Origin of the sequence: Desulfosporosinus sp. OT (genome assembly GCF_000224515.1) — a bacterium.
In the GTDB taxonomy this organism is placed as follows: Bacteria; Bacillota; Desulfitobacteriia; order Desulfitobacteriales; family Desulfitobacteriaceae; genus Desulfosporosinus.
The window spans coordinates 1-17,614 of record NZ_AGAF01000164.1 but is presented as its reverse complement, the minus strand read 5'-3'; the positions used below and the strand labels follow the sequence as shown (position 1 = coordinate 17,614).

Annotated in this window: 23 protein-coding genes; all 23 read left to right on the top strand. The window is 45.5% G+C overall.

From position 1 onward, the window contains the following. The first annotated feature begins 10 nt into the window (after positions 1 to 10). The 23 genes from DOT_RS29770 to DOT_RS14745 all read left to right on the top strand — a co-directional run bounded on the left by DOT_RS29770 (position 11) and on the right by DOT_RS14745 (position 17,612). Positions 11 to 376: a hypothetical protein gene (locus DOT_RS29770; protein WP_139024216.1), complete on the top strand. Its 366-nt coding sequence runs from the start codon at positions 11 to 13 to the stop codon at positions 374 to 376. Positions 377 to 553: 177 nt separating this feature from the next. Next, positions 554 to 1,489 (top strand): signal recognition particle-docking protein FtsY, encoded by a 936-nt coding sequence (ftsY, locus tag DOT_RS14845; protein ID WP_009620320.1) that lies wholly within the window; start codon positions 554 to 556, stop codon positions 1,487 to 1,489. Continuing rightward, the gene (mtnP, locus tag DOT_RS14840; protein ID WP_040412335.1) at positions 1,489 to 2,271 is read left to right on the top strand and encodes an S-methyl-5'-thioadenosine phosphorylase; all 783 of its coding nucleotides are present in this window, start codon (positions 1,489 to 1,491) and stop codon (positions 2,269 to 2,271) included. The genes ftsY and mtnP overlap by 1 nt, the downstream gene beginning before the upstream one ends. Positions 2,272 to 2,285: 14 nt before the next feature. Beyond that, positions 2,286 to 3,323, top strand: a complete 1,038-nt coding sequence (mtnA, locus tag DOT_RS14835) for an S-methyl-5-thioribose-1-phosphate isomerase (RefSeq protein ID WP_009620316.1) — start codon at positions 2,286 to 2,288, stop codon at positions 3,321 to 3,323. 115 nt (positions 3,324 to 3,438) lie between these two features. Then, positions 3,439 to 4,740: an amidohydrolase gene (locus DOT_RS14830; protein ID WP_009620313.1), complete on the top strand. Its 1,302-nt coding sequence runs from the start codon at positions 3,439 to 3,441 to the stop codon at positions 4,738 to 4,740. 142 nt (positions 4,741 to 4,882) lie between these two features. After that, positions 4,883 to 5,251, top strand: coding sequence for a putative DNA-binding protein (locus tag DOT_RS14825; RefSeq protein WP_009620310.1), 369 nt, complete (start codon positions 4,883 to 4,885; stop codon positions 5,249 to 5,251). Positions 5,252 to 5,334: 83 nt separating this feature from the next. Next, the gene (ffh, locus tag DOT_RS14820) at positions 5,335 to 6,690 is read left to right on the top strand and encodes a signal recognition particle protein (RefSeq protein WP_009620308.1); all 1,356 of its coding nucleotides are present in this window, start codon (positions 5,335 to 5,337) and stop codon (positions 6,688 to 6,690) included. Further along, on the top strand, positions 6,687 to 7,010 hold the full coding sequence (locus tag DOT_RS29765; protein WP_157998465.1) for a hypothetical protein: 324 nt from the start codon (positions 6,687 to 6,689) through the stop codon (positions 7,008 to 7,010). The genes ffh and DOT_RS29765 overlap by 4 nt, the downstream gene beginning before the upstream one ends. A gap of 333 nt (positions 7,011 to 7,343) precedes the next feature. Further along, positions 7,344 to 7,610, top strand: a complete 267-nt coding sequence (gene rpsP / locus DOT_RS14815) for a 30S ribosomal protein S16 (protein ID WP_009620299.1) — start codon at positions 7,344 to 7,346, stop codon at positions 7,608 to 7,610. A gap of 25 nt (positions 7,611 to 7,635) precedes the next feature. Further along, entirely contained in the window at positions 7,636 to 7,866 is a 231-nt protein-coding gene (locus DOT_RS14810; protein ID WP_009620298.1) for a KH domain-containing protein, read from the top strand. Between the two features lie 136 nt (positions 7,867 to 8,002). Then, complete coding sequence (rimM, locus tag DOT_RS14805; protein WP_009620297.1) at positions 8,003 to 8,503, top strand: ribosome maturation factor RimM; 501 nt, start codon at positions 8,003 to 8,005, stop codon at positions 8,501 to 8,503. Positions 8,504 to 8,510: 7 nt separating this feature from the next. After that, positions 8,511 to 9,329, top strand: coding sequence for a tRNA (guanosine(37)-N1)-methyltransferase TrmD (gene trmD / locus DOT_RS14800; protein WP_040412332.1), 819 nt, complete (start codon positions 8,511 to 8,513; stop codon positions 9,327 to 9,329). A gap of 57 nt (positions 9,330 to 9,386) precedes the next feature. After that, on the top strand, positions 9,387 to 9,944 hold the full coding sequence (locus tag DOT_RS14795) for an RNA methyltransferase (RefSeq protein WP_009620295.1): 558 nt from the start codon (positions 9,387 to 9,389) through the stop codon (positions 9,942 to 9,944). 155 nt (positions 9,945 to 10,099) lie between these two features. Continuing rightward, positions 10,100 to 10,447 carry a 50S ribosomal protein L19 gene (gene rplS, locus DOT_RS14790; protein ID WP_009620294.1) on the top strand — a complete coding sequence of 116 codons (348 nt, stop codon included), beginning with the start codon at positions 10,100 to 10,102 and terminating at the stop codon, positions 10,445 to 10,447. Between the two features lie 670 nt (positions 10,448 to 11,117). Beyond that, positions 11,118 to 11,621 carry a signal peptidase I gene (gene lepB, locus DOT_RS14785; protein ID WP_040412329.1) on the top strand — a complete coding sequence of 168 codons (504 nt, stop codon included), beginning with the start codon at positions 11,118 to 11,120 and terminating at the stop codon, positions 11,619 to 11,621. Between the two features lie 190 nt (positions 11,622 to 11,811). Beyond that, complete coding sequence (ylqF, locus tag DOT_RS14780; RefSeq protein ID WP_009620292.1) at positions 11,812 to 12,636, top strand: ribosome biogenesis GTPase YlqF; 825 nt, start codon at positions 11,812 to 11,814, stop codon at positions 12,634 to 12,636. Between the two features lie 117 nt (positions 12,637 to 12,753). Next, entirely contained in the window at positions 12,754 to 13,569 is an 816-nt protein-coding gene (locus DOT_RS14775; RefSeq protein WP_009620291.1) for a ribonuclease HII, read from the top strand. A 92-nt stretch (positions 13,570 to 13,661) separates the two neighbouring features. Further along, on the top strand, positions 13,662 to 14,018 hold the full coding sequence (locus tag DOT_RS14770; protein WP_192807820.1) for an NADH-quinone oxidoreductase subunit A: 357 nt from the start codon (positions 13,662 to 13,664) through the stop codon (positions 14,016 to 14,018). After that, positions 14,009 to 14,530, top strand: a complete 522-nt coding sequence (locus DOT_RS14765) for an NADH-quinone oxidoreductase subunit B (protein WP_040412327.1) — start codon at positions 14,009 to 14,011, stop codon at positions 14,528 to 14,530. Before DOT_RS14770 ends, DOT_RS14765 begins: the two co-directional genes overlap by 10 nt. Next, complete coding sequence (locus tag DOT_RS14760) at positions 14,520 to 15,008, top strand: NADH-quinone oxidoreductase subunit C (protein ID WP_009620288.1); 489 nt, start codon at positions 14,520 to 14,522, stop codon at positions 15,006 to 15,008. Before DOT_RS14765 ends, DOT_RS14760 begins: the two co-directional genes overlap by 11 nt. Before the next feature lie 13 nt (positions 15,009 to 15,021). After that, a complete protein-coding gene (locus tag DOT_RS14755; protein WP_009620287.1) occupies positions 15,022 to 16,125 on the top strand; it encodes an NADH-quinone oxidoreductase subunit D in 1,104 nt (367 codons plus the stop codon). Positions 16,126 to 16,150: 25 nt separating this feature from the next. Beyond that, entirely contained in the window at positions 16,151 to 17,206 is a 1,056-nt protein-coding gene (nuoH, locus tag DOT_RS14750; RefSeq protein ID WP_009620286.1) for an NADH-quinone oxidoreductase subunit NuoH, read from the top strand. Positions 17,207 to 17,210: 4 nt separating this feature from the next. After that, a complete protein-coding gene (locus tag DOT_RS14745) occupies positions 17,211 to 17,612 on the top strand; it encodes an NADH-quinone oxidoreductase subunit I (protein ID WP_040412325.1) in 402 nt (133 codons plus the stop codon). Positions 17,613 to 17,614 lie beyond the last annotated feature (2 nt).

Below are 17,614 nucleotides of genomic sequence, written 5' to 3'. Positions count from 1 at the left end.
ACAGCGCTCGGTGCTTACGACGCAGAGCAAACTAGTCGTTCAAGCTCCTTCTTTGAGGAGCGGGGTTCATCCTTCGGCGATAGAGCATTATTTTAAAGAACCCGCCTACGGCGATAATCTCCACTGGAGACTATCGTGCCAAAAGTGCCATCCGACGACCCACGAAAACACTGTTTTCGCACGTATTAACCTTCTTGCAGGATGGCGAGAAGGGACCTTGTGCCCTGCCCCGTATTTGGGGTCGGTCGCTTTCACGGAGTTTGCTAATTCTGCTTACGTAAAGACCTCGTGCTCGTGTTATACTGCGTCCTGGGCTTGGGTCGAAGAACGAACGGGAGAAGCGGGAGAAGGGACGGTTCTTGAGTTGCATGCTTGAATTGCGCTAGGATCGGGAGACGGCACATTTCATGTGCACCGTCTTGAGTTTTGGGTGGTTTGCATGAGGTTTGCTGATTCTTCTTACATAAAGACGTTGCACTTGAGTCACACTGAGTCCTGGGCTTGGGTATTCGAATCTCGGATTTCGAACCACGATTAGGAGGGAAGGAACAATATGGCAGGATTTTTCGCGAAGCTTAAAGAAGGTCTTACAAAAACACGGGAAAATTTTGTGGAGAAGATAGAACAGGTTTTTACAGGACGCAAGAAGATTGATGAAGAGTTATATGAAGAATTGGAAGAAGTGTTGATTCGTTCTGACGTCGGTGTCAATACATCCTTCGAATTGGTTGAACGGTTGCGCAAAGAAGTTAAACAGCGTAAACTTTCAGAGTCTAGTGAACTTACTGAGGTTTTACAAGAATTGATTGCAGAGTTATTGGGGGAGGAAGAAACAATTTCCTTTGCCAAGCAAGGTCCAAGTGTTATTCTTGTAGTTGGGGTTAATGGAGTTGGCAAAACAACCACGATTGGCAAGCTTGCAAACCGGTTTAAAAAAGATGGAAAAAGAGTTATTATGGCTGCAGGCGATACCTTTCGGGCAGCAGCCATTGATCAACTGGAGGTTTGGGGAGAACGCTCCGGGGTTGAGGTTATTAAGCAACGCGAAGGTGCAGATCCGGCAGCTGTCGCCTATGATGCAGTACAAGCTGCAAAGTCCCGAAATGTTGATGTTGTTATTGTAGATACCGCTGGTCGTCTTCACAATAAGGTGAATTTGATGGAGGAATTACGCAAGGTTAAGCGTGTAATTGAACGGGAAATCCCGGAGGCGCCTCATGAAGTGTTACTTGTATTGGATGCCACTACAGGACAGAATGCCCTGCAACAAGCCAAGCTTTTTCAGGAAGTGGCCGGAGTTACCGGAATTGTTTTAACTAAACTGGATGGGACGGCTAAAGGGGGAGTTGTTTTGGGAATTCAAGGAGAAACCAAGATTCCTGTGAAATGGATTGGAATTGGTGAAGGCATGGAAGACTTGCGTCCTTTTGTGCCGAAGGATTTTGCCGCAGCACTCTTTGGCCAACCTGACGAGGAGGGGGAATTCTGATACACTATGCACTTATTGGGGGAACCGGAGTAGAGCATTTTAAGTTGACCGAACAGCGTGTCATCAAGGTGGAAACTCCTTATGGATTGGTTGAATCCGTTGTTGGTCGACTCGCTAATCGTGAAATGGTTTTCTTGAGTCGACATGGATGTGATCACGCTACACCTCCGCACCTCGTGAATTACAGGGCTAATATATGGGCGTTACATGAACTAGGAGTGCGAAAGGTCATTGCTACAGCGGCTGTAGGTTCCTTATCTCCAGATTTTCGGTTAGGTGAGTTGGTGCTTCTTGACCAGTTTCTTGATTTTACCAAAAGCCGTCCTCAGACGTTCTACGAAGGAGGGCAAAAGGGCGTACTTCATGTGGACATGACTGAGCCTTATTGTTCCGCTGTGCGGCAAGTGATCATTGATGCGTCAGAGCATCTAGGGCTTCAGGTTAAGAATGGGGCATGTTATATTTGTACAGAAGGTCCGCGTTTTGAAACCCCTGCTGAAATTCGGATGTTTCAGCGTCTTGGAGCTGATCTTGTTGGTATGACGAGCGTTCCAGAAGTCGTTTTAGCGAGAGAACTTGGAATATGTTATGCCTCCATCGCAATGGTTACGAATGAAGCGGCTGGAATTGCTACACATCCGTTAACCCATTCCGAAGTAATGGAGAGTATGAAGGAACTGGGAGCAAAGGTCGCCCAACTCATTCAAGCGACCGTGGAGTTATGGTCTCCCGATCAGAATTGTCTATGTGCCTCGGCGAACGGAGAAGTCGGCAAGTTTTAGAAAGGGGTGGGACGATGAAATCGATTGAATGGCTAGGAAATTCTTTGCGAATATTAGATCAGAGCAAACTTCCAGTAGAAACTGTATATCGTAATGCTTTGTCCTATAAGGATGTGGCAGAGGCTATTGAACAGATGGAAGTACGTGGCGCGCCTGCTATTGGTGCTGCAGTTGCTTATGGATTTGCGTTAGGCGCAATAGAATATCAAGGGGATTTAGAAGGTTTGCCAAAATACATGGAAGAGGTCCAAAACAGGCTTGCTGAAACCCGGCCCACAGCTGTCAATTTATTTTGGGCACTTCGGCGCATGGAAGATCGATTGCGGGAATGTTGGGATGTCGAAGACTTGGATGAGGTGCGGCAGATTTTAGTTGAAGAAGCGGGTCGCATTGCCGAGGATGATCGCCGAATGAATCGTCTTATTGGACAACATGGGAATGAGATTGTCCCAGAGAAGGCCAATGTACTCACCCATTGTAACGCGGGAGCATTAGCCACAGTAGAGTATGGAACTGCCCTCGGTGTAATTAGAGCTGCTCATGAGGCTGGCAAGTCTATTCATGTTTATGCAGATGAAACACGACCTTTATTACAGGGAGCGCGTCTTACAGCTTTGGAACTTCTGCGAGACAAGATTCCAGTAACGTTAATTACAGACAATATGGCCGGATACTTGATGCAGCAAGGTAAGGTTGACCTCGTGATAGTCGGTGCGGATCGAATCGCGGCAAATGGTGATACAGCGAACAAGATTGGGACATACTCCGTAGCGGTCTTAGCTCAAGCTCATGGCATCCCTTTTTACGTAGCGGCACCAACCTCCACCATTGATTTAAAAGTAGCTAGTGGTCAGGAAATACCGATAGAAGAACGACCGTCGAAAGAAGTTCGTGAGTGCTTCGGTTCAGCTGTCGCACCGGAAGAAGTAAACGTATACAATCCAGCGTTTGACGTTACTCCGGCGAAATATATCACTGGGATTATTACAGAAAAAGGAATTGTGACTGCGCCTTATTCTGTTAATCTTCTTAAATTGTTGGTGCGTTCTTAGCATCAGAGCAAGATGTCTTGAGCAGCTTCGCTAGGTTTTCTTTACACTAATCAGAAAGTATAACTTTCGTTGTATACTTATAATCCTTTGACAACGGTTGTGAGGAGATGAAAGTGTGTCTAAAATCTTAATTCGGGCTATGGTTTTGCCTATGACCGGGCAGGATATGTTTTATCCCCAAGGAGAAATTGCCATAGAAAATGATCGGATTGTTTCGGTAGGGGAAAGGGGTTCGGCTCCGGTAGGATTTGCACCTGATCGTATTCTGGACTTGCCAGAGGATGTGGTTATGCCCGGCTTGATTAACACCCATACCCATGCAGCGATGACATTACTCAGAAGCTATGCTGATGACCTACCTCTAATGCCTTGGCTTAATGAAAAAGTTTGGCCTTTTGAAGCCAAGCTAACAGAAGAGGACATTTATTGGGGGACTGCCTTAGCGCTTTGCGAAATGATTCGCTCGGGAACGACCACAATGCTTGATATGTATGCCTCAATGGATCAAGTTGCAGAAGCAGTACTCAGTGCTGGGACACGTGCAGTCCTTTCACGGGGGTTGATCGGGAATGCTCCCAACGGAGAGCAGGCTTTCCAAGAAAATATTGATTTAGTTCAACGTTACCATGGAGCTGGTGAGGGGCGAATAAACGTTATGTTTGGCCCCCATGCCCCTTATACATGTTCAGGGGAGTATCTCCAGAAAGTGAAAGCTGAGGCGGATCGCCTAGGTGTAGGTATTCATATTCATGTGGCCGAGACTCAAGATGAGATAAACATCATTCGTGAGCAGCATGTAAAAACTCCTGTTCAGTGGCTGGATGAACTTGGGATTCTTGGGGGGCATGTTGTCGCAGCGCACTGTGTACACTTGAACCAGGTGGATATAGAAATCCTGGCAAATAGACACGTCTGTGTCGCGCATAATGCGGAAAGTAACATGAAGTTGAACAGCGGGACCGCCCCAATTACCGAGTTGTTGGCCAAAGGTGTTGTTGTGGGGTTTGGCACAGATGGTGCGTCAAGCAATAACAATCTCGACCTTTTTGGAGAGATGCGTTCGGCAGCACTCCAACAAAAGCTCCGGGTGGATTCAACCGCTCTTCCAGCGTATAAAGTGTTGGAAATGGCAACGGTTGGTGGAGCTCAGACGCTCGGACTAGAAGATGTCGGGATGATTGCCCCCGGTTTTAAGGCAGATCTCATCACCATAGATATGGATCAACCCCATTTTTATCCGCGTTTTTCTGTCCCGGCACACTTGGTTTATGTTGCTCATGCTGGGGATGTACGAACGGTGATGGTAGACGGCAAATTTCTCATGGAAGAACGAAAACTTTTGACAATGGACGTGGGTACAGTTTGTAAAGAAGCGGAAACTCGGGCGAAGCGGATTTCAGCAGAATTGAATGGATAATTACGTGTTGCTTTATGGATTTGATTTGTAAATTCGCGATTCGTAATTCAGTAGGGCTCTTGATGAATTGCCCTACTTGACAAACTCTTAGATTTAGTCTAGAATTCGGTTGTAAAGTAAAATTACTTTACAGGAGGTTGGGATGGAGAAACTCGCCAAAATGGCTCTCTTAGCAGATTTCTATGGCCCACTTCTTACAGAAAAGCAACGGAACGTTTGGGATCTTCATTATCAACAAGATCTTTCTTTGGCTGAAATTGCTGAGGTGGAACATATCAGCCGTCAGGCTATTCATGATTTAATCAAACGCACAGAGCGGATTCTTGCAGAATACGAGCAGAAATTAGGGCTTGTACAGAGATTTTGGGCGGAACGTGAGAAATTGATGGAGGTAAAAACCCTGTCACAGCAATTGCAAGAGCAAGATTTTACCAACCAATCAGCATGGGTACGTCACCAACAACTGCGCGCCATGATTGATGAAGTATATGTCAATATTTTGGATATTTAATAGCAGAAGATGGCCTACAGATACTGGAAGACGAAATTTGAAGTCTATAGTTTTACTGGATCAAAGCGAAAGCGGGGACAGGTATGTTTCAAGGACTGAGCGAAAAACTCCAAGAAACATTTAAAAGGCTCAAAGGAAAGGGCAAATTAAAGGAAGCAGATGTCAATGAAGCTATGCGCGAAGTTCGTATTGCGTTATTGGAAGCGGATGTTAACTTTAAAGTGGTTAAAGATTTTGTGGCCAAGGTTAAGGAACGTTCGATCGGACAGGAGGTTCTGGAATCCCTGTCTCCTGCACAATATGTCATTAAGATCGTGCATGAAGAAATGATTGAACTTATGGGTGGCGCGACAGGCAAAATACCCATTGCCTCAAAACCGCCAACTGTGATCTTATTATTAGGCCTTCAAGGAGCAGGGAAGACAACCCATGCTGCGAAATTGGCCAATATGCTAAAAAAACAAGGCAAGCATCCATTGCTGGTTGCCTGTGATGTTTATCGTCCTGCTGCTATTAAGCAATTAGAGGTTTTGGGAGAACAAGTGAAAGTACCGGTGTTCTCTATGGGTCAGGTTTCCCCAGTAGAAATTGCTAGAGCCAGCATTAAACACGCCAATTCGAATGGCCAAGATGTGGTTATCATCGATACGGCCGGACGTTTGCATATTAATGAAGAATTGATGACGGAACTTCGAGACATTAAAAATGCTGTAAAGCCCCACGAAATCTTATTAGTAGTTGACGCTATGACGGGGCAGGATGCAGTTAATGTGGCAGAATCGTTTCACAAAGATCTGGGCCTTGACGGTGTCATTCTTACAAAGTTGGATGGAGATACTCGCGGTGGGGCTGCACTCTCTATTAAAGCAGTGACTGGGTGTACTATCAAGTTTGCTGGAATAGGCGAGAAAATGGATGCCATAGAGCCTTTCCACCCAGATCGTATGGCTTCTCGAATTTTAGGGATGGGTGATGTTTTAACCCTAATCGAGAAAGCGCAAGAGTCTTTCGATGAGAAAAAAGCGAAAGAAATGGAACAAAAGTTGCGTAAACAGGAATTCACTCTCGAGGATTTCCTAGATCAAATGCAGCAGATGAAAAAAATGGGACCTCTCTCCTCAATTTTAGAGATGATTCCTGGCGTAGGGAAGCAGTTAAAAGATGTACAAATCGACGAAAAAGACACAGCCCATCTAGAGGCTATCATTCGCTCGATGACGCCAGAAGAACGACGAAAACCATCGGTCATTAAAGATTCGCGTAAAAAAAGGATTGCCAAGGGAAGCGGAACATCGGTTCAAGACGTGGGACGCCTTCTAAAACAGTTTGAACAAATGCAGAAAATGATGAAACAGTTTGCCAGCCCCGGCGGAATGCTTGGGGGCGGTAAAAAAGGCAAAAAGGGAAAGAAATCGGGAATGCGATTTCCTTTTGGGTGAGGGACTTGTGTGGCACAGCCCTCGGTGCCTACGATGCAGAGCAAACTAACCGTTCAAGCTCTTGTCTGGGGAGCGGGGTGCATCCTACGCCGGAAAGTATTCCTTTCAGGATCGCGGCTTCGGCGAAACTCTCCACTGGAGACTATCGTGCCAAAAGCGCCATCCTTGGCGCATTGGCGGCAGTGCACATCCTTGTGCACTGCCCCGTGTGTGGGGTCGCTTTCACGGAGTTTGCTAATTCTGCTTACGTAGAGACCTCGGGCTCGTGTCACACTGCGTCCTGTGCTTGGATCGAGGAAACGTTTAGTCCTGCTTTATAGGATGGTTGGGATTCGTGTTTGGGCGTAAGGTTAGGGAGACGGCACATTTCATGTGCACCGTCTGGTGTCTGGGTTGGCTTATGTAGAGCTATTGCGCTTGCCACGCATCCCTAGCTTGGAACGGGGAAAATGTGCTATTACTATGATGGACACACGCTATACTATAGCGTTGTTTATATAATAAACTTGCTTTAAACGGAGTTTTCAACTCCATCTTGAAGTTTAGTTAATCTAATCTAGGGGCAAAATGAGCGATGTACGATATTGAATGAATGACATTCAACCTCGGATTTCGAACTTCGAACCTCTATAATACGATAAGGAGGTGAAAACATGGCTACGAAAATTCGTTTATGTCGCATGGGAGCAAAAAAGAATCCTTTTTACCGTATGGTTATTGCTGATGCTAAAGCTCCTCGTGATGGACGTTTCATTGAACAAATTGGATATTATGACCCGACAAAGAGTCCTGTAGTTTTGAACATTGACGAGGAAAAGGCTTTAAAATGGCTCTCAACAGGGGCACAGCCTTCAAATACTGCTAAGTCTTTGCTGAGCCAATCTGGTATCTTAACTAAATTCCACGAGTCCAAGAACTAAGTGTAGTGTGTGGGGGGTGGTTCCTGTGAAGGAACTTGTAGAAATCCTCGCGAAAGCGTTGGTCGATCATTCTGACCAAGTTCTCGTTGCCCGGTCTGAGACAGACAAGAGTGTGCATTTGCAACTGACTGTCGCACCTGAAGATATGGGGAAGGTTATTGGGAAACAGGGGAAGATTGCAAACGCTATTCGTACGCTGGTTAAAGCGGCAGCCGTCAAAGATGGTCGTCGAGTTCATATGGACATTGATCAATGACGTTGAGAAGGGCTTAGTGCCCTTCTCAACGTCTTAAATCTATCTGCTGCAAGAAGCTTAATTCGTGCGAAGACAGTGTCTTCAAGTAGGGCTAATACGTGCGAAGACAGTGTCTTCGTGGAAAGGGGCAACGGATATGGATGAAGTGCTGATTGGAGAAGTTTTGCGTCCACATGGGTTAAACGGGGAACTGAAGATTTACCCATTAACGACAGACCTTGAGCGGTTTCTAAAACTGCAGGCCGTCATCTTGCGGCATGGGGAGATCAGTCAACACTTCAAAATTATTAAGGCCCGCGTGCAGACGGATTTAGTCTTTCTCACTATTGAGGAGATAGATTCCATAGACCAAGCGGAAAATTATCGAGGGTGGGAAGTGCGGATTGATCGCTCAGAAGTTCCTCCTCTTAAAGAAGGATGGTACTATTTCGAGCTTGAAGGGATGCAAGTCTACGAAGGAGATAAGCTGTTAGGTACTTTGTCTCAGGTCTTGGAAACTGGAGCGAACGATGTTTACCTTATCAAGGGAAGCAAAGGTGAAATATGCATCCCGGCGCTTAAAAGTGTTGTTCAGCATGTAGATGTTTCAGGTCGACGCATGGATGTGATACTTCCCCCAGGGTTGTTGGAGGATTAAATAACTGATGATGCAAATGACTGTCTTAACGCTATTTCCAGAGATGTTTGCACCCGTGCAAGAAAGCATTCTGAAACGAGCACAAGAAGCTGGATTACTGCAGATTAACCTTATTAATTTTCGAGATTATGCTATCAGTAAACATAAGAATGTCGATGATGTTCCCTATGGCGGGGGGGCTGGAATGCTCTTGAAGCCTGAACCGATTTTTGCTGCGATACGAGATTTGCCTCAACCTCGCGGTAAGAGAAGGATCATCCTCATGTCTCCGCAGGGCCATGTTTTTCACCAAGAAAAAGCTAAGCTTTGGTCGAAACAAGAAGAGCTGGTTTTTATATGCGGGCACTACGAAGGATTTGATGAGCGAATTCGTGAGTTGGCTGATGAAGAGGCCTCCCTCGGAGATTACGTATTGACTGGGGGAGAACTGGCAGCGATGGTGATGATCGATGCAGTGGCGAGACTTATTCCGGGAGTGCTTGGAGAAGATGCATCTGCTGAGGAGGACTCGCATTCGACTTCACTCTTGGAGTATCCACAGTATACGCGTCCTGCTGATTTTGAAGGGCGGCAGGTTCCAGACATATTGTTATCTGGGCATCATGCTCTGATCAAGCGATGGCGGCGTAAAGAGTCTCTCCGCCGCACTTTTCTGCGACGCCCAGATTTAATTGTGGCGGGTATTTTTGGGACAGACGATTATCCGCTTTTGGAAGAACTTGCCCTTGAACACATAGAAATCGCATCATGGAAAGCGTTGTGGGAACATCTCTGTCCGCAACCTAAACGTCGGCGACGTTCCCCAACTATTTCTGAGCAAAAGTAATATAAATTAAATCTGAGAGGCCTTTGATTTAAGGTTAGCAGGTTGGGAGGAATCTCCATGGCGGACATTTATTTAGCTTTGATCCATGCCCCTGTCTACAATAAGAATATGGAGACAGTCGCGACTTCAATCACAAACCTAGACCTCCATGATATTGCGCGTTGTTCAACAACCTACGGCATAAAACGTTATTACGTGGTCCACCCCGCTGAAGCACAGCGCAAGTTGGCTGGTCGAATAATGGGATTTTGGCAAGAAGGTTATGGCGCGGACTATAATCCAGACCGGCAGGAAGCGTTCTCGCGGGTAAAAATCGCAGAGAATCTAGCTGAAGTATATGCCGAGATTGAAGCAGAAAACGGGGTAGCCCCTATCAAAGTGGCGACTGATGCTCGAAAATATTCCAATACGGTCACTTATGTTCAGCTCCGTAAGGACATAGAAACTTCAGAAACACCGATTCTTTTATTGTTTGGGACGGGTTGGGGACTGCTCAAAGAAGATGTTGAATCTATGGATCGAATTCTGGAGCCAATCTATGGACCGACGGATTATAATCATCTGTCCGTGCGTTCTGCAGTGGCGATTATATTAGATCGTCTACGCGGACACTGATGTTCTGTCACTCATACAGGCAGTTTATGTCACTAATTTAAAAATCATTGCATAACTAAATAGGTTGTGATAATATAAATAGGCCTGAAGATAGATGGTCCGCTCGCTGAGAATTAGTGAATGAACATCTAGGCAAGGAAGGAGGGAATTTAATAATGGACTATATTCGAATGATTGAAGAAGAACAAATGAAAAAGGATCTTCCTCACTTCCGTCCAGGTGATACTGTACGTGTACATGTGCGCATTGTTGAGGGAACCCGTGAACGTATTCAACTTTTTGAAGGGCTTGTCATCGCGATGAAAGGTGGCGGCATCAGAGAGACATTCACTGTTCGTCGTGTCTTCGCTGGCGTCGGAGTAGAACGCACTTTCCCGTTACATTCGCCTCGTTTGGATAAGATTGAGGTGTCTCGTCGGGGCGTGGTTCGCCGGGCTAAGCTTTACTATTTACGTGCACTTTCAGGTAAAGCGGCGCGGATTCGCGATCGTCGCAGCATCTAAGGTTAAAAATGGGCTGGAGCAATCTAGCTCTTTTTTTTTACTAGTTTGGAACTTATAGCTGACAGTTATATACTTTTCTCGCCATGATAGAGCTTTGCCATCCTGCAAGAAGGATAATACGTATGAAGTCTGTGTCTTCGGGCAGCGTTCTAATCTCGAACGTCCTGTTCGAGTTTTGGGTACAGATACTCAGTATCACGACATCTTGTATCCATGGCGATGCTCTGACATCGAACATGCCTGTTCGACTTACGCTAGCACATAACCGTAACTAAGGCTGCTGCCGGTGCCCGAAGGCTAACAAGAAGGTTAATTCGTGCGAAGACAGTGTCTGCAAGAAGGGTTAATACGTGCGAAGACAGTGTCTGCAAGTAGGGCAATCCGTGCGAAGACAGTGTCTTCGTGTGTGTGTGGGCGCCAGCCAAGTTTTTTTATACTGCTCAACATGTATTACTTGCACCGGAATATGTTTAAATAGCCTACCTCCGTCTAAGGACAGCCGAGTGTCGTGGTAGACGAGTTCTCTATATATCGGTTAGCAGGTATTTTATCTAGTAGGATTTATATTTTTTTCTACACTTTATTATGGTTCTTGGTGTATGCTCTGCCGAATCTTGTTCATACTAAAAAGAGTAGTGCAAGAGGGGAGCGTAACGATGGAACATAAGAAATCAAAAAAAAATGGGTTTTTGGTATTATTGCCGCAGTTCTGCTAATTGGCGGGGTTTTACGTTGGGGAGTATGGCAACCTTATCTTATTCCGTCGCCTTCAATGGAACCTGGGATGATCCCTGGAGACCGCATTCTTGTTAACCGCCTTGCGTATCGCTGGTGGGCTCCAAACCGAGGAGATATTATTGTGTTCGCGTTTCCGATGGATACAAAACGAACTTTCATTAAACGAGTTATTGCTGTCGAAGGTGAAAAGGTAGAACTTCGTGACAATAAAGTATTTGTGAACGAGAAAGTTATTCAGGAACCTTATGTTAAACCAGGTGATTACCCTCCTTTTGGCCCAGAAGTTGTTCCAGAGGGGAAGGTATTTGTCTTAGGGGATAATCGGCGTCAGAGTGAAGACTCGCGAGAGTGGGGACTTCTCCCCAAAAACTACCTTTTGGGAAAAGCGTGGTTGCTATACTACCCTTTCCAGCGCTTTAGATTTTTTGGACAATAGCGCAAACCTCGAATTTTCTTGTTCGTGTCATGATTGATGCATAAGCGCAACTAGGCGATAGCCGGTGCGTCGAAGCTAACAAGAAGGCTAATTCATGCGAAGACAGTGTCTGTAAAAAGGGTTAATACGTGCGAAGACAGTGTCTTCGTGTGGGCTTAAGCTTTCTTTTAAAAGATATGAGGGATAATCAATGACTATTCAGTGGTTTCCAGGGCATATGGCTAAAGCAAGACGCCTTTTAATTGAACAAATTCGATGGGTAGACGTTGTTTTAGAACTTGCCGATGCTCGTATACCGATTAGTAGCCGAAACCCGATGCTCGATAAATTACTCGGCAATAAGCCCAGAATATTACTGCTTAATAAAGCGGATTTGGCGGACACTAATTGGACATCAAAATGGCTTACCCAGCTTAGAGCATCCAGCCCTGCCTTTGCTGTTAGTGCGACTACAGGGACTGGCGTTAAACAGATTGTACCAGAATTAGAACGGATGGTACTGGCTAAACAAATAAGGCAGGCCAATAAGGGCATTAGACCCCAGATGATTAAAGTCATGATTGTAGGGATACCTAACATTGGTAAATCATCCTTGATTAATCAATTGACAGGTGGAGCTCAAGCCAAAGTGGGTAACAAGCCAGGCGTGACCCGTGGAAATCAATGGGTTAGAATTCATGAACGTGTTGAACTCCTTGATACACCTGGAATGTTGTGGCCAAAATTTGAAGTGCCTGAGGTTGGACAAAAGCTCGCCGCACTTGGAGCTATAAAAGACGATGTTCTTGATATAGAAGAATTATCCCTTTGGATTATAGATTGGCTTAAGGCGTATTCTCCGGATGCCTTGCTCCGTTATCAAATTTCGGACGCAGAGGTCACGTTGGAGACGTTGGGACGAAAACGTGGGTGTTTGATTCACGGTGGGCGTGTTGATACACTAAAGGCCGCTCAAATTCTCCTGCGTGAACTACGAATGGGACAACTTGGTCCAATAACCATGGATCGTTTCTAAATAAATAAATTTTAGCTTGTGCATCTATAATCTGGTATCAGTGAATATTATACACTGATTAAAGGAAATTGACTTTATATGTCGAAGTGAGAATTAGGGAGAGAAGAGGAGAAAAGTGTGGAACCGTTATCCCAGATGAATATACGGGAAGTTGAAGAAGCACTGTATAAAAATCCTTCCCCTCGAATGCTTTCTGCATGTCAGAACGATCCGCGGCAGGGAGTTCGACAGCTTGCAGTGCGATTGGTTAAATATCAGCAAGCCCAGGCTCTTGAAGAGACCCGTATCCAGAAACTACTTGTGGAAGAGCAGAAATTATGGAATCAAGGATATCTGTTGCTGGCGGGAATTGATGAAGCGGGCCGCGGACCGTTGGCTGGACCAGTCGTTGCTGCGGCATGTATTCTACCGGCACAGTTCGATTTATCCGGTCTTAACGATTCGAAAATGCTGACGGAGAGTAAACGAGAGAAATTATACACTCAAATTCAAGCCCAAGCGATTGATTATGCTATTGGAAGTGCTGAACCAGCCGAGATAGACGCCTTGAATATTTTACAAGCTACTAAGTTAGCTATGAAACGCGCGGTCGAAGGGTTGACAGTTCGTCCCCATTATTTACTGATTGACGCGTTAAGACTTCCTGGGATTCATATTCCGCAGCTTCCCCTTGTCAGGGGAGACCAAATAAGTGCCACAATCGCAGCAGCCTCGATCTTAGCAAAAGTGACAAGGGACCGATTGATGGTAGAGCTTCATGCCCTTTATCCGGAATATACATTTTCCAAAAATAAAGGGTATGGAACGAGCGAACATATGCAAGTTTTGCGGCGTTTAGGACCATGTCCTCTTCACCGAAGAAGTTTTGCTCCGGTGAAACAAGGAACGTCGGTTAGTTTAGAAAGAAAGGTAGGTGATGCTGCGGAGTGCTAAATTATTGACCATAACCGATAGTTGTGGCACAATAAGCTTAGCTCATAGAAGCGGGGCATCGGACTTTTTTATGAAGGGAGGTTAAGAAGATGATTGACAATAATTTTGCTGGTGTAGGTGTGTTTCTCGTTGGTGCAATAGCTGTATCGATTATTATGATGATCGTGCCAAAGTTGCTTGCACCCCACAAACCACACAAAGAAAAATGTACGACCTATGAGTGTGGTAACGAGACAATTGGACGGACGTGGCTAGGATTTAAGAGCAATTATTTTATGTATGCCTTAGTATTTACAGCCTTTGACGTTGAAACCGTTTTCTTGTATCCCTGGGCTCTCACATTCCAAAAACTAGGGACATTCGCTTTCGTGGAAATGTTCGTCTTTATTGTCATTCTCTTGGTTGGTTTCTGGTATGCTTGGAAGGAAGGTGCTCTAGAGTGGATGTAGCTTTGGAAAAAAAGCTTCGCGACGATGAAACATTGCTGGAAAAAAACATTTTGGTTACCAACATCGATAAACTTCTCAACTGGGCACGTGGACATTCCTTCTGGCCAGTTACGCTGGGCTTAGCTTGCTGTGCTATCGAGATGATGGCTACGGGCGGGCCTCGTTATGACATTTCTCGCTTTGGGTATGAAGTTTTCCGTGCTTCACCGCGTCAGGCAGATGTCATGATCGTAGCGGGGACTTGTACTCGGAAGATGGCTCCACTTTTACGCCGTATTTATGATCAAATGCCCGAGCCTAAATGGGTTATTGCTATGGGGAGCTGCGCCTGCGCAGGGGGACCCTTTGTTGATTCTTATTCTATGTTGGCAGGTGCTGATAAAATTGTCCCAGTCGACGTTTATATCCCGGGTTGCCCACCGCGACCAGAATCTTTGTTATATGGGCTATTGCAACTTCAATTTAAAGTTTCAAATCCCGCAAAGGTGAGGTTAATGAAACATGGAAAATAAAGTATTAAAAGAGCAAGTGGAAAAACTTGCCGCTCAAGTGAATGGCGAAGTAGAAGAGATCATAGGGGAGCTCGTCTTAAAAGTTAAGGCTTCTTATGTTATTGAAACGCTAAAGGGAGCTAAAAGCTTTCCAAATATTCCATGTGACTTTTTACACGATCTGTGTGGAGTTGATGGCGTAGATCATTTGGAAGCAGTTTATCAGTTGACAAGCCTGCGCGGACCGCAGCGTTTACGCGTGAAGGCTATAATTGACAGAGAAAATCCGGTAATTGATTCCGTAACCAGTATATGGCAGGGCGCAAACTTCTTAGAGCGTGAGGCCTATGATATGTTCGGGATTAATTTTAAAGGACATCCCAATCTCAAACGGATTTATATGTGGGATGATTTTGAAGGTTATCCGTTGCGCAAGGATTATGTGACCGAACCCATAGAGGTTCGCAATATCGTGCGCACACGTATAGAAGGGGAATAGGGGGGAAAAAACCTTGACTATTGAAAAAACCGAAGAACTCCTATTGAACATGGGCCCCCAGCACCCGAGTATGCACGGATTGTTTCGCATGGTGGTCAATTTAGAGGGTGAAACGGTTACAAAAATTGATCCCAAGATGGGGTATCTGCATCGGGGGATAGAAAAACTAGCTGAAAGCCGGACTTATTCACAATTTATCCCTTATACTGATCGTTTAGACTACCTCGCTTCTCCGCATAACAACTGGGCCTATGTCCAAACCGTTGAAAAACTCATGGGTCTTGAAATTCCCGAACGGGCGGAATACCTTCGGGTTATTTTTGGTGAGCTCGCCCGGATAGCCAGTCACCAGGTTTGTATTGCTAGTACGGCGCTTGATATGGCAGGATGGTCGGCATGGTCTTATGCTTTCCGTGATCGTGAACGGATCTGTGATATGTATGAGATGACAGCAGGCAGCCGCCTAACAGTAAACAACATGCGCATAGGTGGCATGAGTAATGAGCCTCCGGCAGAATTTTGGCCGGCGCTAAAATCGTTTCTCGATGATACTCCAGAGATGCTTGAAGAATATAACGGAATATTTTTTGGGAATGAGATTGCCCAAGGTCGCTTGAAGAGCGTTGGTATCTTATCGAAGGAGCTCGCGGAAAACCTGTCTATTACTGGTCCGTGCTTACGGGCGTCTGGTGTCAATTACGACGTACGTAAAGCTGAGCCCTACAGCATCTATGATCGATTTGACTTTAATGTACCTGTGCGATACGGCTGCGACAGCTATGATCGTACTATAATTCGGATGGATGAGATTGTAGAAAGTGTCAAGATCATCAAGCAAGCTGTCCGTGATATTCCGGAAGGTCCGATTATGGCTAAGGTACCTAAAGTTATCAAACCTCCGGTTGGTGAAGTATATCACCGCGTGGAGAATCCCAAAGGGGAATTGGGCTTCTATATCGTCAGTGATGGGACAACTAAACCAGCACGGCTTCGGATTCGCGCGGGCACATTCATTAATCTGCAGATGCTCCCAATTGTGTCTTTAGGATGGAAAATCCAAGACGTTGTTGCGATTTTTGCAACATTGGATGCAGTGTTGGGTGAAGTCGATAAGTAGTAAATTGCAATGAGGGGAGAATAAGATGGACGCTTTAAACACTATAAACAATGTGTTTTTGATAATTGCGGCTGCCATCCGTAGTCTTTTTGCGGATCCCCACTCAGTTTGGGCTAATTTAACCATGGATGTCATTAATTTCATCATCGTGGTTATCATTGTTGTCCTAGCTGCTTTGATCTTGATTTTACTTGAACGCAAAGTGGCAGGGTGGACATCACAAAGGCCAGGGCCCAATCGTCTAGGTCCGCGGGGATGGTTCCAAACTATAGCAGACGCCTTAAAACTCATGGGTAAAGAAGATATCACTCCGGCAGGCGCTGATAAGTTTATTTTCAAAATCGCACCGATGATTATTTTCTCTCTGCCGATGATGACCTTAGCGGTCATACCTTATGGAAATGGTATGGCACCCATTAATCTTGATTTAGGAATTTTTTATTTTCTTGCCATCTCCGCAATCTCAACTGTTGCTTTCGTAATGGCTGGATGGGGATCAAATAATAAATACTCATTACTTGGTGGAATGCGGGCAGTAGCTCAAATGATCAGCTACGAAATCCCCTTGCTCTTCTCTTTACTTGGGGTCGTCATGATCACTCAGTCGTTTAATTTAGGAGTTATTGTGGAGGCGCAAAAAACCGTTCCCTTTATTCTTATTCAACCTCTGGCATTTGTGATCTACATCATTGCTGGTTTGGCAGAAGTTAACCGTGCACCATTTGACTTGGTCGAAGCGGATCAAGAGGTTGTTGCCGGACCGTTTACAGAGTATACGGGACTCCGCTGGGGATTGTTTTTCCTCGGAGAATATGGGAACATGACGGCTGTTTCCGCACTCGCTGCGACCGTGTTTCTCGGTGGTTGGCAGGGACCTGCTCCCATTCCAGGTTGGGTTTGGTTCTGGATGAAAGTCGGGATTATCATCTTCTTTATGATGTGGGCTCGCTGGACTTTCCCAAGAATTCGTATTGATCATTTAATGCACTTAGCGTGGAAGGTCTTGTTACCACTTTCAATTTTGAACATTTTTTTAACGGGTCTGGGGATATACATTTACCGGCTCGTGATGGGAGGGTGACACAGTGTTTGGTAAAGGTCTACTTACAGGTCTAGGCGTCACGTTCAAACGCATGGTCGGTCCCAATATCACGGAGTTTTACCCTGAGCAGAAACCCAAGCTTCCGACTAGGGTCCGTAGTTCCATGGGATTACAACGGGACAAGTGTATTTCGTGCAACATGTGCGCAATGGCCTGTCCGAACGGGGTTATCAAACTAACTAGTGAAAAAGATGAAAACAACAAAAAAGTTCTCAAAACCTATCATATGGATGTTGGGCGTTGTTTGTTCTGTGGTATGTGCACTGAAGCCTGCCCGACGAAGGCTTTGACAGTGACTCAAGAGTACGAAAACGCTGTTTATGAACCGGAAGATATGAATTGGGATATGCTAAAACGGGCCGAACGAAAAGGGAAGGTGGGGTAAGC

What these genes read in the sequence shown, in the direction of transcription:
- nuoH (WP_009620286.1), top strand. Translation starts at nt 16,151, where the DNA reads ATGGACGCTTTAAACACTATAAACAATGTGTTTTTGATAATTGCGGCT.
- ffh (WP_009620308.1), top strand. Translation starts at nt 5,335, where the DNA reads ATGTTTCAAGGACTGAGCGAAAAACTCCAAGAAACATTTAAAAGGCTC.
- rpsP (WP_009620299.1), top strand. Translation starts at nt 7,344, where the DNA reads ATGGCTACGAAAATTCGTTTATGTCGCATGGGAGCAAAAAAGAATCCT.
- DOT_RS14795 (WP_009620295.1), top strand. Translation starts at nt 9,387, where the DNA reads ATGGCGGACATTTATTTAGCTTTGATCCATGCCCCTGTCTACAATAAG.
- ftsY (WP_009620320.1), top strand. Translation starts at nt 554, where the DNA reads ATGGCAGGATTTTTCGCGAAGCTTAAAGAAGGTCTTACAAAAACACGG.
- rplS (WP_009620294.1), top strand. Translation starts at nt 10,100, where the DNA reads ATGGACTATATTCGAATGATTGAAGAAGAACAAATGAAAAAGGATCTT.
- trmD (WP_040412332.1), top strand. Translation starts at nt 8,511, where the DNA reads ATGATGCAAATGACTGTCTTAACGCTATTTCCAGAGATGTTTGCACCC.
- ylqF (WP_009620292.1), top strand. Translation starts at nt 11,812, where the DNA reads ATGACTATTCAGTGGTTTCCAGGGCATATGGCTAAAGCAAGACGCCTT.
- mtnA (WP_009620316.1), top strand. Translation starts at nt 2,286, where the DNA reads ATGAAATCGATTGAATGGCTAGGAAATTCTTTGCGAATATTAGATCAG.
- DOT_RS14825 (WP_009620310.1), top strand. Translation starts at nt 4,883, where the DNA reads ATGGAGAAACTCGCCAAAATGGCTCTCTTAGCAGATTTCTATGGCCCA.
- rimM (WP_009620297.1), top strand. Translation starts at nt 8,003, where the DNA reads ATGGATGAAGTGCTGATTGGAGAAGTTTTGCGTCCACATGGGTTAAAC.
- DOT_RS14760 (WP_009620288.1), top strand. Translation starts at nt 14,520, where the DNA reads ATGGAAAATAAAGTATTAAAAGAGCAAGTGGAAAAACTTGCCGCTCAA.